General features: G+C 50.4%; 9 protein-coding genes. 5 read left to right on the forward strand and 4 right to left on the reverse strand.

The annotated features are described in order from the left end of the window. The first annotated feature begins 48 nt into the window (after window positions 1–48). Window positions 49–1,263 (forward strand): SWIM zinc finger family protein, encoded by a 1,215-nt coding sequence (locus AC0YNZ_RS19455; RefSeq protein ID WP_475828178.1) that lies wholly within the window; start codon window positions 49–51, stop codon window positions 1,261–1,263. After that, entirely contained in the window at window positions 1,260–4,190 is a 2,931-nt protein-coding gene (locus tag AC0YNZ_RS19460) for a DEAD/DEAH box helicase (RefSeq protein ID WP_475828179.1), read from the forward strand. Before AC0YNZ_RS19455 ends, AC0YNZ_RS19460 begins: the two co-directional genes overlap by 4 nt. A 57-nt stretch (window positions 4,191–4,247) precedes the next feature. On the opposite strand, the gene AC0YNZ_RS19465 is transcribed toward AC0YNZ_RS19460, so the two are convergent. Then, window positions 4,248–5,471: an amidohydrolase gene (locus tag AC0YNZ_RS19465; RefSeq protein WP_475828180.1), complete on the reverse strand. Its 1,224-nt coding sequence runs from the start codon at window positions 5,469–5,471 to the stop codon at window positions 4,248–4,250. Window positions 5,472–5,716: 245 nt separating this feature from the next. On the opposite strand from AC0YNZ_RS19465, the gene AC0YNZ_RS19470 reads away from it, so the two are divergent. The 3 genes from AC0YNZ_RS19470 (at window position 5,717) to AC0YNZ_RS19480 (ending at window position 9,534) form a co-directional block, all read left to right on the forward strand. Then, a complete protein-coding gene (locus AC0YNZ_RS19470) occupies window positions 5,717–7,192 on the forward strand; it encodes a sensor histidine kinase (RefSeq protein ID WP_475828181.1) in 1,476 nt (491 codons plus the stop codon). Between the two features lie 6 nt (window positions 7,193–7,198). Next, window positions 7,199–7,891, forward strand: a complete 693-nt coding sequence (locus AC0YNZ_RS19475) for a response regulator transcription factor (protein ID WP_475828182.1) — start codon at window positions 7,199–7,201, stop codon at window positions 7,889–7,891. A 137-nt stretch (window positions 7,892–8,028) separates the two neighbouring features. Next, on the forward strand, window positions 8,029–9,534 hold the full coding sequence (locus AC0YNZ_RS19480; protein WP_475828183.1) for an S-layer homology domain-containing protein: 1,506 nt from the start codon (window positions 8,029–8,031) through the stop codon (window positions 9,532–9,534). A gap of 89 nt (window positions 9,535–9,623) precedes the next feature. Here the strand turns inward: AC0YNZ_RS19480 and garR are convergent, their stop codons facing one another. Genes garR through gudD form a run of 3 tightly spaced genes read right to left on the reverse strand, consistent with a single transcriptional unit; the run spans window position 9,624 to window position 12,825 of the window. Continuing rightward, on the reverse strand, window positions 9,624–10,601 hold the full coding sequence (gene garR, locus AC0YNZ_RS19485) for a 2-hydroxy-3-oxopropionate reductase (RefSeq protein WP_475828184.1): 978 nt from the start codon (window positions 10,599–10,601) through the stop codon (window positions 9,624–9,626). Continuing rightward, window positions 10,532–11,431, reverse strand: a complete 900-nt coding sequence (locus AC0YNZ_RS19490) for a dihydrodipicolinate synthase family protein (protein ID WP_475828185.1) — start codon at window positions 11,429–11,431, stop codon at window positions 10,532–10,534. Before AC0YNZ_RS19490 ends, garR begins: the two co-directional genes overlap by 70 nt. 38 nt (window positions 11,432–11,469) lie before the next feature. Continuing rightward, the gene (gudD, locus tag AC0YNZ_RS19495) at window positions 11,470–12,825 is read right to left on the reverse strand and encodes a glucarate dehydratase (protein WP_475828186.1); all 1,356 of its coding nucleotides are present in this window, start codon (window positions 12,823–12,825) and stop codon (window positions 11,470–11,472) included. Window positions 12,826–12,839 lie beyond the last annotated feature (14 nt).

The raw sequence follows: 12,839 nt of genomic DNA on the forward strand, positions 1-12,839 counted from the left end.
ATCAATGTATTCGTAAGATGACCTTATTCGCTCAGGAGATATTCAATAATGAAAACCATTCATAGCATGACTTGCACGGAATGGCACGGGCTGTTTACGCACTGCACGGCCTCCTTGGCTGATCATACCCGCAACCTTGCCTTTATGCAAAATGCGTTAGCGTCCATAGGCGAGTTAAAGCCCGCTCCGCTGACACCTGCAATGAACAGCATGTTCGAGCTGCATGCGCATCTCTTTGTGCTGGAGATGCTGTTAAACCGAACGCCGAACCAATCGCTCCAGCTCGGAACCTTCATTGGCTATAACACCCAAGCCGCTATTTCCGATATGCAGAAGAGCATCGAAGACATTTTCGCCAAGGAGCTGCCGCATGCTGAAGAGCCGGAGTTTTGGCAGCGCATCACCGAAACGATCCCCCATCTGAGAAAACTCATGCTGACGGAAGCCGGTGTGCAGTCTTATTTCTCCAGTTCTTATTATCGGCTCTGGTACAACTGGATTTATCCTCATCAGAACGGCAGGAGCCTGTGCCTGGAGGAGCTGCAGCATCTGGAAGCCGCGCAGAAAGCGCTCGGCGCTTCTCTTTCCCGCTATCCGTGGCTGCTCGCCCAGAGCTGGATGAGCTTCTTTCTTGCTCGCGATCAGGAAGCGCTGGCGCTATTCATGGAAATAAACAAAAGCTTCAACATCCGTCCATACGGCCTGTTTCAACTGTTATCCGCTATGTCGGAAACGGCGGAATGGCAGCGGCTGCTCAAATGGTTAGTCGAAAGCGCATCGCTGCTGCAAAATCACCGCACGGACAGCCTTGAGCGTTATTTCCAATATTGGGACGAGGTTATCCAGCATATCCCTCGTGAGGAACAGCAAATGTGGGAGCTGCTCGTCCAAATGCTGCCTCTCACGAGCTCTATCTATGAAGAGAAGCTGCTTAAATATGGCAAATGGAAGCAGTGGATCGATTATCAGCTTAGTACCGGAAGCGATCCTTTCGATTACCGCGCCGGCGTCTTCACGCCTATTGAGAAAAATGCGCCGGAGGTACTGCTTCCCTTCTACCATCAAGCCGTGGAGAGATATGTGCTGCTCAAAAATAGAGACGGTTACAAATCAGCGGTAAAGCTGCTTAAGCGGTTGGCAAAGCTCTACAAAAAAATGAAGAACGACGCGCAGTGGGAGCATTTCATAACCGCTTTCTCCTCACGGCATAGCCGGCTTCGCGCACTGCAGGAAGAGCTGCGGAAAGGTAAATTAATATCATGAGCAAGTTTACGAAATCGTTCACGGTGCATGTTAATTTAACAACATATGGCGATGCCCTCATATACGGATACAACAACACGGGTGACTACTTATCCGGCCTCAGCTTAAAACAAAGCTTATTCGCCTGGCACGCTGCTTCCTTCTACGGTACCGGGCTGGAACTGGAACAGATTCAAGGAGCGGAGCTTATTCTCCTTCCTGCCGAGCAGGTTATCCCCTTCTTTGCGGAAAATCAGCTGCTCGAGCACATTGAATGGGCATGGGAAGAGCAAGCGGTGCAAATCGTCAAGCTGGCTCCCTCCCTGAATGCAAGCATAGAGGCAAAAAAATATATGCCCGGCTTCTCTGCCTTTCAGATGGGCAAGCTCCAATGGTCATGGGACGAGGCTGCATTAGATATACAAAAAACGCTCAAGCAAGCGGACATGGAGTTGGTGGACGGATTACGGGCAGCGTTCTCTGCCGCTGTATTCAGCCGTCATTACGGATCGGAAACGGCTGCCGCAGATTTACGGCGAGAATATCCGCTGCTGTTTGCGAGGGGCCATGCAGCCTTATCCGGTCTGAACGCAGAGGCATGGCTTGTTGCGGTTGGCTGGAAAGCCGACCATGCCCCGTTCCGTCCCGTTCTGCAACTGCTAGAGCCAGGCGATGCCGAGATCTCTTGGCAGCTCAGGCTCATTCTTCAGGATAAGCTTGATCAGACAGTGCTTGTGCCGGTGCGTCTATCCGATGAAGGCGAGGCTTTCGGCGCTTGGCCGGACTCATGGTCAATGGCTGTGCGCGAGCGCTCTGCCGGATGGCTTGATCATTTGCGAGCCTGTCTTCCCAAGGAGCGTTTGTCCGGCAGACGCGATGATCTGTTAAGCGGCCCCTTGGAAAATGATGCCGCTTGGCAATTTTTAACCGCGGATAGCCACCGGTTGTTAGAAGCCGGGTGGCAAGTGCTTCTTCCCGCTTGGTGGGAGACGGCTAGCCGGAAGAAGCCGCGGCTGCGCGCCAAGGTTAGCTCCGAGGCCGGGAGCAAAGGCGATTCGCTGTTCGGGCTGGACTCACTTATTGACTTTGATTGGCGCGTTGCCATTGGAGATACGGATCTCACCGAGGCAGAGTTTACTGAGCTGGTTGCCCGCAATGAACGGTTAGTCCGCTTTCGGGGGAAGTGGATCACACTCGATCCGGCCCTGCTCACCCAAATACGCAAAGTCATGGCTAGCGTGGACAGCACTCAGGGATTATCGTTTCAAGACGTACTCCAGCTGCATCTGCTGGGAAGCAGCGATGATGCCGGTAACGACACAGCGGAACAATCACCGGAGAATGAAGCGCGCATCCAGCTTGAGGTAGAGCTGAACCGGCATCTCCTTAAGCTTATGAGCCGGCTCGGCCAGCAGGCGGAAATGCCGGCGCTCGCGGTGCCGGACGGATTGCAGGCTAACCTGCGCTCCTATCAGCAGGACGGATATGCATGGCTTGCCTTTTTGCGCCGGTTCGGGCTCGGGGCTTGTCTCGCGGATGACATGGGGCTAGGCAAAACCGTACAGCTTATTGCTTATTTAATGCATCTCAAAGAAACGGATAAAGGGGAGAAACGGCCCTCCCTCATCATTTGCCCAACTTCTGTTCTCGGCAACTGGCAGAAGGAAATCAGCCGTTTTGCCCCGTCGCTAAAGGTCATGCTCCACTATGGAAGCGGACGGCTGGAAGGGGATGCCTTTCATGCGGCAGCCGCTCACGCCGATGTTATTCTAACCTCTTATGCGACTTCAACGCTGGATCAGGAGCTGCTTAAGGGATGCATCTGGGCGGCCATTTGCCTGGACGAAGCACAAAATATTAAAAATGCTCAAACTAAGCAGTCTGCCGCTGTTCGCAGCTTTTCTGCCAAGCATCGCATTGCGCTAACCGGAACGCCTATTGAGAATCGGCTGTCCGAGCTGTGGTCCATCTATGACTTCATCAATCCGGGATTTCTGGGCAGCTCCCACGGGTTTCAAAAAAGGTTCAGCCATGCGATTGAAAAGGAGCATGACGCACAGCGCACCGCTGATTTGCAAAAGCTGGTGAAGCCGTTTATGCTTCGCCGGAAGAAAAAAGACCCGGCCATTCAGCTTGATTTTCCCGACAAGAACGAAATGAAAACCTATATTCATCTTACCGCTGAACAGGGCGCATTATATAATCAGACCGTCAATCAGCTAATGGATCGTATGCAGAAGCTTGAAGGCATTGAGCGCAAAGGCGCTATTCTGTCGGCCATTATGCAGCTGAAGCAGATTTGCGACCACCCTATGCTTTTGACGAAGGAGCCTGTACCTGAAATTTCTACGGACGCTGAAAGCGGAGTCGATGCCGAATCGATCATCAACCGTTCTTCCAAGCTGGAGCGACTGCTCGCAATGGTGAAGGAGCTGCGGGACGAGGGTGAACGCTGTCTTATTTTCACGCAGTATATCGGCATGGGACAGCTGCTGCAGCTGGTGCTTGCGCAAGAGCTCCAAGAGCCCGTTCTCTATTTAAATGGAAGCACGTCCAAATTAGCGCGCGACCGGATGATTGAGAAGTTTCAATCGAGCAGCTTACCGGCTGCCGAACAGCCGAACGTCTTTATTTTATCCATTAAAGCCGGGGGCGTCGGACTTAACCTCACAGCGGCCAACCACGTGTTCCATTTCGACCGCTGGTGGAATCCCGCTGTGGAAAACCAAGCTACCGACCGTGCGTACCGTATGGGCCAAACCCGCGATGTGCAGGTGCACAAGTTCATCTCGCTCGGCACGCTGGAGGAGCGAATCGATGAAATGCTGGATAACAAGTTTCAGCTTAGCGAAAATGTCATCTCCAGTTCCGAAGGATGGATTACCGAGCTGTCTAACGAAGCGCTTCAGGAGCTTTTTACTTTGCGGAAGGATTGGAGCGGATCATAACGATCCGCTTCAACTTTGCCTATCGGCTTTCATTTCAGGTAAATGAATAACCCTAGCTTACAACGAACCGCTCACGAGGTTTCCCTCGTACCACACCGCTTGACGCTTCGCTCTTCGCGCTACCGCTTCCGCCGAACAGCTTGCATGAAGCAGTACAAAGCTTGCGGTGTCTCCGGCCTTAGGCCATACCTGCTCACCATTTTGATCAAGCGGCGTTATCCCTCCTGTAATAAACCCGAGGGATTGCGATAGCGACCATTCATCATTAAGCCCGTACAATTCTGCGAACCGCCCTGCCTTCTCTAATTGATCTCCATTTCCAAAAGGAGACCAGTGATCCGTAAGGCTGTCAGTGGCCAATTTTACCGTTACACCTTGATTTGACAGCATCGGAAGCGGCATCATTAATTTCCCAATCGGAACCGTCGATGCAATGGACATACCAAGCGATGCCATCCGTTTAGCTGCTTCTTCTGCCTCTTGCGGCTGAGCGCCTGCAAACCAGAACGCATGACTGACGGTTACCTTTCCTTGCAATCCCGCTTCTTCGGTCAGATCAGCTAGACGCATCAGAGTTTGCTTTCCTGCTTCGTTTTTATCATGCAAGTGAATATCGATGCCGGCATTATGCAGAACCGCCATTTCTACCATGGTCTGCAGCGACTTCTCAATATCACCATCCACAGTGAATGGATCTACTCCGCCTACATGTGTTGCCCCCTCTGCCAAAGATTGCTTTACGAGTTGGACAGAATCCGATCGAAGCAGTCCATGCTGCGGAAAAGCTACAATTTCAGATGACATTTTACCGGGAAAATTGTCCAGGGCTTTCTTGGTTGCCTCTAATCTGTGCAATCCGCTAACAGGCTCGATATTACAATGGCTGCGGACATGTGTAACGCCATATCCTTGTATAAGCGTCAAAATACTCTCGGCTTGTTGCGCTGCCATTGGAAGGAGCTTAGGCAATAATATCTTCTCTTCCTCAATTCTCTCGAAGATGCTTGATACTTGCTTTACCGCTTTCCACGGTCCGCCCCAATACGTTTTGTCCAAATGAATATGCGCCTCCTCGAAAGAAGGCAGCATCAATAACTCTTTACAGTCGTATTTAGGAAGATTACTCTGAAGCTCCAATTCCGTCCTAATAATTTCAGCAATAGCACCCTTCTCAATGCGAATATGGCAAATCTCCGTATCCGTACCAGCCACCTGTCCATCTTCCATGACATAACCCTGTTCGATTCTTACATTCGTTAACCAATATGAAGTGTTCAACATGTCATCCCTTCCTTTCCCGAAACATCCACGTAATACCACGTAATAAGGAGACCTCTTTCTTCCGAATCTACTTCTATGATATCATACGTCCATTTTACATACTTCTGCTCATGAGCGGTCCAGCTTTAATATGACTTGAACGGGCTGTTGCTAGGAATGACAAAATAAAATACAATTCTAAATTAAAGCGCACAATAAAACGAATTCGCCGGTTGGTGTAATGAGTCACGGGGAGGGATGGAAAGATGTCGATTCGATTCAGGCTGCTGCTTTCTTTCACTTCGGTGGTCGTTGTCTCCGTTATTCTGTTCGTGCTGACAGCCTATCTGCTGTCCGTCGCAGTAACAGGCGATTTCCGTAGTATTAGGAGCTTCTACAATATTCACTATTCCCTTCATCCTCTCTCTGAGGAAGAGGAAAACCTGTTTATTGATATGAAATATTTGGCCAAGCACGAACCGGAACGATTAAAGGATCAGCTTCTGCTGAAGGAATATGATTTTCAATTGAAGATGGTGCAAGCCGGGCTCGTTGTCCGCGAAAATAATAAAATTATTTACGCTGCGCCGACATTAAATGGTTTAGATCTCACATCGAGCCTGCCCGCCTATGATATGAGCAATAATTCTATCCGCAATACAATGAACGCGGGAAGCCGATTTTTTTCCTACGCAAAATTCGATTTCTTCTTCTCGTCCGAGACGGGTGAGAAGGGAAGTATCTTTGTCATTCGAGAGAGAAGCCCGTTCGCCGAGCTGGTGCGAACGCTGCTTCCTATCTTAATACTCCTATTCGTTGCTATCTTATCTTTAACCGGGTTCTTGCTTTATCGGTTTGTTACCCGTAAAATCATTCACCCCCTTGATAGGCTTAGACAATCCGCAGAGCATATTAAGGATGGGGATTTGACGTTTGAGCTGCAAGCAGCATCTCGGGATGAGGTGGGAAAGCTAGTTCAAACCTTCGATCAAATGCGTCAGCAATTATACGATTCCATTCAGCTTCAGCTTCATTATGAAGAAAACCGCAAGCAGCTGCTGTCGAATATTTCGCATGATTTAAGGACCCCGATTACGACGATTAAAGGTTATGCGGAAGGCATTCGGGACGGCGTGACCGATACGCGGGAGAAACTGGACAAGTATATAGGAGCGATCCATACGAGAGCGGCAGACATGGAGCGTCTCGTGGATGAACTGCTGTTCTATTCGAAGCTCGATTTAAAGAAGGAGCCGTTTTCATTCGGACAGGTGGACCTGAGTCCCTTTCTTCATCGAATTGCGGACGAATTGGTCATCGAATTCGATAACCATTCCGTTGAAGTGAAGTGGGAAGAGGAATTTCTTCAGAGTCCGCTATTCGTTCTAGCTGATCGTGAGAAGCTGAAGCGCGTAATCATGAATCTGCTCGACAACTGTCTCAAATATATGAATCAGGATCCTAAGCAGTTAACAATCGGGATAGAGCGCCAAGATGAACTTGCAATCATTAAGATTGCGGATAACGGTCCTGGCATTCACCCAGATTCCCTTCCACATATCTTTGAGCGGTTTTACCGGGAGGAGCCTTCCCGGAGCCAAGCTGCGGGAGGAAGCGGTCTTGGACTTGCGATCGCCAAGCAAATTATCGAAGGACATGGCGGAACGATCTGGGCAGTTAGTGAACCGGGTCAAGGAACAAGCGTCTTTTTTACATTAAAAATATTTGTGGATCGTCGGTGATCATTGATGAAACGAATCTTAATTATTGAAGATGACCTGTACATTGCGGAGCTGCAAAGAGATTATTTCATGCTGCATGACTTCGGAGTCGAATTAAGCCACGATGGACAAGATGGACTTACTAAAGCGCTCAGCGGAGGATATGACCTCATTATTCTCGATCTTCAGCTGCCGGGGGCGGACGGGTTCGAGATATGCAAGCAGATTCGCGAACAGCTGGACCTGCCTATCTTGATTGTGTCGGCCAAGAAAGAGGAAATCGATAAAATTCGGGGCTTTGGTCTCGGTGCCGACGACTTCGTGACGAAGCCGTTTAGTCCAAATGAGCTGGTAGCCAGAGCGAAAGCGCATTTGGCACGATACGAACGTTTTACGGGAGGCAATAAGGTCAAAGAATCGGAAACCATCGATATTCGGGAGCTAACGATCAACAAGTCCTCTCGTCGGGTATTCGTTCACGGCAAAGAAGTGATGCTTACTGTAAAAGAATTCGAGGTGCTCGTATTCTTGGTTGCGAACCCCAATCGAGTGTTCAATAAAGATCAGCTGTTCGAGAGAATTTGGGGCATGGAATCGAATGGGGAAATCGCGACAGTGACCGTTCATATTTCGCGAATCCGGGAGAAGATCGAGGCTGATCCATCCAACCCGCAGTTCATTGAGACCGTCTGGGGTGCTGGTTATCGGTTCACCATTTAACGGCCTTTAGACATCTTCGAAAAAAGTTATCCTTCTGTTTAGAAATTGTTTATATTTTCTTATCAGCCGATTTAGAGTGGTCGTTTAAGATGAATTTATGGATGAAACACCACTTTAAACGGAGAGGAAAATAAATAATGAAAAAGATAAATCAGAAAGCGGCTATCGCAGCTCTAACTGCACTTATAGGCGGAGGCGCATTACTCCCGTTTCAAGCACAGGCGGCATCATTGGCGCCGGCAGCCAATATTCAACAAACGGCTGTCACGAATTTCAATCAACTGGCAGAACAAGCCATTCAACAATTAGTAAACCAAGGTGTTCTTAAAGGCTACGAAGACGGAAAAATGAAAGCAGACAAGCATGTGACGAATGCTGAGCTTATCAAAATGATCGTACTCGCGCTTGATTTGGATCAAAGCGATGTGGCACAGCAGAATGAAGGCAAGAAAGACAAATGGTATACGTCTTATGTGGATATAGCAGCAGCTAACGGTCTTATCGATCTCGACAACGCGGATACATTCCAACCGAAAAAGCCGGCAGCAAGCGCTGATGTCGCTCCAATGATCGCGAAAGCATTGCAGCGTGATGTGAAATCCGTACAATATTGGATGGAAGGCTTCAACATCGGCGATGATAAAATAACTCGCGGTGAAACAGCGCAGCTTCTCGTGCTGTCCGAGAAGGCTATTCGTTCGGCATCGGCTGAGATCGTATCGATTAAAGCGTTGAATAAAATCACTTTTGAAGTGACTTTCACTGTGCCGCTTACTCTAGAAGATGAAACAACGGCAGCAGCGAATGCTAATTTCGCTTTCGACCATGAATTGAAGCTCGTTAACCAGCCTCGTCTGAAAACGGGAGCAATCGCCACTTATATCGTCCCGGTGCAAACCATGACGCCAGGAACGACCTATACAACAAACTATAAAGGCAAAAAAATGCATTCCGTAACAGCAAGCGATGAAATGATCCGTCTTAACGATGTGCGTCAAGTTACTTCCGATACTTTCGAAGTGGATTCCTTACGCGCTGAAGGCGTAATGGATTACGGTTACCTCATCTCCGCTTATGCTGGCGGCCGCGGAGCAAACGCGATCGTATTGGATGAGAATAACAAATATAATGGACAAACGATGCAGATGATTTCGTCTCTTGCTACGAGACAGGCAACCCTCACACCGGAAGGCGGACAGCCGATCACGGTTAGTTATGTAGGATTCACGCAGTCGACGGATGGCAAGCAAGAGCCGAAATTCCGTCTGCCGGCAGGCACATCCCTGCAGCCGGGCGTGAAATACACGGTAACCTCGAACTGGTTCGAGCTGGAAAATAATACGTTCACCGCACAGGCCATTCCGCCGCTGACCATCGCATCCGTTTCGAAAGTCGATCCTGTTACGCTTAATGTCACGCTGACTGAGGATCCTGGGGATGAGTTGTTCGCATACCGTTCCATTCAACTGAAGGGCACAGACGGAACGACGCTGACTGCGCAATACAAAGTACAGACTCGCAAGGGTGCGGTCGGCGTGTTTGAATTGCAAAACGGCGGCAAGCTTGCAGAAGGTGTTGATTACGAGATTACACCGGTAGGGAACTGGGCAGTTGCCAATCAAGTGACACTTAGCTCGAATTAAACGACGCGGAATAGAATGAAAGAACAAGAAGCTAGGTTATCCTTAATGGATCTCCTAGCTTCATTTTTTATCCTGAGGGTCTTCCTTATCTATCTTGTAACCTCTATCTTGGCCAGCTTTTCGTAATACCTAACAATGCTTCCGTGATCATTTTCTCCCATATCGTCGATCTTCAGCGCCTGCATGATCTCCATCACCGCCGAAGTAAGAGGCAGGGGCACCCCGATCTCATGCGAAGTTTCCAGCACATTCAACAAGTCCTTGATATGAAGGTTGATGCGGAAGCCCGGATCGAAGTTGCGATCCATGACTAGAGGCGCCTTCGCATCGAGCACGGTGCTGCCAGCGAGTCCTCCGCGGATCGCCTGATAGACCAAGTTCGGTTCCACGCCGGCCTTGCTGGCTAATACCAAGGCCTCAGACATCGCCGCGATATTAAGAGCAACTATAACTTGATTCGCCAGTTTTGTTACATTGCCGGCTCCGATGTCGCCAGTGCGTACGACAGACGCGGCCATCGATTTCATCACATCGTAACACTTGTCGTAAACTTCCTGCTTACCGCCAACCATAACGGATAAAGTTCCCTCGATCGCCTTGGGCTCTCCGCCGCTCACCGGCGCATCCAGCATATCGATCGCTTTGTCTGCTAATTTTCGTGCGATATCCTGGCTGACGAGCGGAGCGATCGAGCTCATATCGATGACGACCGTTCCCGGTTTCGCTCCGTCAATAATTCCGTTTTCCGCCAGTACGACCTCTTTCACCTGCGGCGAATTCGGAAGCATTGTAATAATGACATCCGACCGTTCGGCAACCTCTTTCGGCGTTCTCGCCGCTTCCGCGCCGGCTGCCGTAAATTCCGCGGTTATTTCCGCACGGCGATCCAAAATTACGACCTGGTAACCTGCTTTCATAACGTTCTTGCACATCGGCTTGCCCATTATGCCAAGACCGATAAATCCGATTCTCATGGAAGCTCCTCCAACACTATAGTTTACAATCCTTCGAAAGCGCCGCTCTCTTCCATAATCCGTTTTAATTTCCCGAGGTTTTGCTCGGTGCATCCGGCGAGCGGCTTGATCGAATTTCCGACCTGAAGTCCAAGAAGGTTCATAGCATCTTTGGATACGACCGGGAAGCTTCCCAGATTGTATGCAAGACGAAGAGGATTCAGCTTATACTGCGCCTCCAACGCTCCTTCCAAATCGCCGGATTTGAACTTGTTATAAATATCGACCACGAGCTTCGGCACAATATTCGCCGTGGACGCCACGCAGCCGACCGCCCCGTACACGAGAGAAGCAAGAATCATCATGTCGCGCCCTGCCATCACTTGGAACCCTTTGCCGCGCGTCCTGCGGATATACTCCGCGGTTAACGAGAAGTCGCCGCTGCTGTCTTTAATGCCAACAATGTTCGGGATATCTGCCAATCGTTCCAACAATGCGGCCGAAATGTTATTTCCAACGCGTTCAGGGCTGTTATACAGCAGCAGCGGCAGCTCGGTAGATTCGGCGATCGCCGCGAAATGCCGGTACATCTCATCCTCGGTTAATGTGAGAAACATCGGGGGGAGCACGGTGATCGCCTGAGCTTTCAATTCCTCGGCTGTACGCGCTGATTGAATACATGATTTTGTCGTAATTCCGCCGATCCCCATGTACACGGGAATGCGGCCTCGGGCTTGATCGACGGCAACGCTGACCGCCCGGCGCTGCTCATCTTCGCCCAATCCGAAAAATTCGCCGTTCGTCCCAAGAACGAGTATCCCGTGAACTCCGCCAGCTATCACATGTTCGACTACCCGCCGCAAGCCTTCCTCGTCAACTCGCTCCTCCTCATCCACCGGCGTGACGATCGGAGGCACAACACCACTAATAAAACTGGTCTCCATTTTGGGGTTCTCCCTTCTGTTCCTGAAATTTATTTCGTTTACCGAACCAAACAAGGGCATTTATTGTCAAACTTCCAATTCGGAATTAAATACTGCATTCCAGCGGCATCGTTCCGTTCGCCTGCGCCCATGTTCTTGTACAACCGGTGCGCCTTCTCCACTTGCTCCATATCGAGCTCGATACCTAACCCGGGCTTATCCGGCACTGTAACGTGGCCCTCAACAATCCGGAAAGGTTCTTTCGTCAACCGTTGACCGTCCTGCCAAATCCAGTGCGTGTCGATCGCCGTGATGGTCCCCGGCGCCGCTGCGGCGACGTGCGTAAACATCGCTAAAGAAATGTCAAAGTGATTATTCGAGTGGGAGCCCCACGTCAGCCCCCATTCATGGCAAAGCTGAGCGACCCGAACCGAGCCTTGCATCGTCCAGAAATGAGGGTCGGCAAGGGGAATGTCGACGGACTGCAGCATGATCGTATGCCCCATTTGGCGCCAGTCGGTCGCGATCATATTCGTTGCGGTCGGCAAGCCGGTTGCCCTGCGGAACTCGGTCATGATCTCCCTTCCGGAGTAGCCGTTCTCCGCTCCGCACGGATCTTCGGCATAAGCCAGTATGCCATGCTTATCGCGGCAAAGGCGGATCGCTTCCTTAAGCGACCAAGCGCCGTTCGGATCGAGCGTAATCCGCGCTTCCGGGAACCGTTCGGAAAGCGCGATCACCGCCTCCATCTCCTCGTCTCCCCGAAGGACGCCGCCCTTAAGTTTAAAGTCGTTAAAACCGTACCTCGCTTGAGCCGCTTCCGCTAAACGTACGATGGCTTCCGCGGTCATCGCCTTCTCATGGCGCAGCCGGAACCAATCGTTATCCGCTTCGGGGTCACTTAAGTAAGGAAGGCCGGTAACGGTACGATCCCCGATGTAAAACAAATACCCGAGCATTTTTACTCTATCCCTCTGCTTGCCTTCACCCAGGAGTTCCGAAACGGGAACGCCGAGATATTGCCCTGCCAAATCTAAAAGCGCTGCTTCTAATGCCGTTACCGCATGTATCGTGATCCGCAGATCAAACGTCTGCAGCCCTCTTCCGGCGGAATCGCGCCCGGCGAACTGGACGCGAACCTTTTTTAAAATCCGATGATAAAAACCGACCGATTGGCCAACGACAATCGGTTTGGCGTCTTCCAACGTTTGCCTTATCCCTTCACCGCCGGGCACCTCGCCTACCCCCGTGTTTCCGCTGGAATCCTTTAGGATGACGATGTTTCGGGTAAAATAAGGGCTGTGCGCCCCGCTTAGATTCAAGAGCATGCTGTCGTGTCCAGCCACGGGAACAACCTTCATCTCGGTAATTATTGGCGTGCTTTCATGTGATATCGTTTCACGTTTGCTTTCCATGATGATGCCCCCCA

The sequence above is a fragment of the Paenibacillus sp. J2L1-98 genome (assembly GCF_056269405.1).

Bases quoted from the DNA above. Each gene is read 5' to 3' on its own strand.
- AC0YNZ_RS19455 (WP_475828178.1), top strand. From the start codon at position 49: ATGAAAACCATTCATAGCATGACTTGCACGGAATGGCACGGGCTGTTT.
- AC0YNZ_RS19460 (WP_475828179.1), top strand. From the start codon at position 1,260: ATGAGCAAGTTTACGAAATCGTTCACGGTGCATGTTAATTTAACAACA.
- AC0YNZ_RS19465 (WP_475828180.1), bottom strand. From the start codon at position 5,471: ATGTTGAACACTTCATATTGGTTAACGAATGTAAGAATCGAACAGGGT.
- AC0YNZ_RS19470 (WP_475828181.1), top strand. From the start codon at position 5,717: ATGTCGATTCGATTCAGGCTGCTGCTTTCTTTCACTTCGGTGGTCGTT.
- AC0YNZ_RS19475 (WP_475828182.1), top strand. From the start codon at position 7,199: ATGAAACGAATCTTAATTATTGAAGATGACCTGTACATTGCGGAGCTG.
- AC0YNZ_RS19480 (WP_475828183.1), top strand. From the start codon at position 8,029: ATGAAAAAGATAAATCAGAAAGCGGCTATCGCAGCTCTAACTGCACTT.
- garR (WP_475828184.1), bottom strand. From the start codon at position 10,601: ATGCACCGAGCAAAACCTCGGGAAATTAAAACGGATTATGGAAGAGAG.
- AC0YNZ_RS19490 (WP_475828185.1), bottom strand. From the start codon at position 11,431: ATGGAGACCAGTTTTATTAGTGGTGTTGTGCCTCCGATCGTCACGCCG.
- gudD (WP_475828186.1), bottom strand. From the start codon at position 12,825: ATGGAAAGCAAACGTGAAACGATATCACATGAAAGCACGCCAATAATT.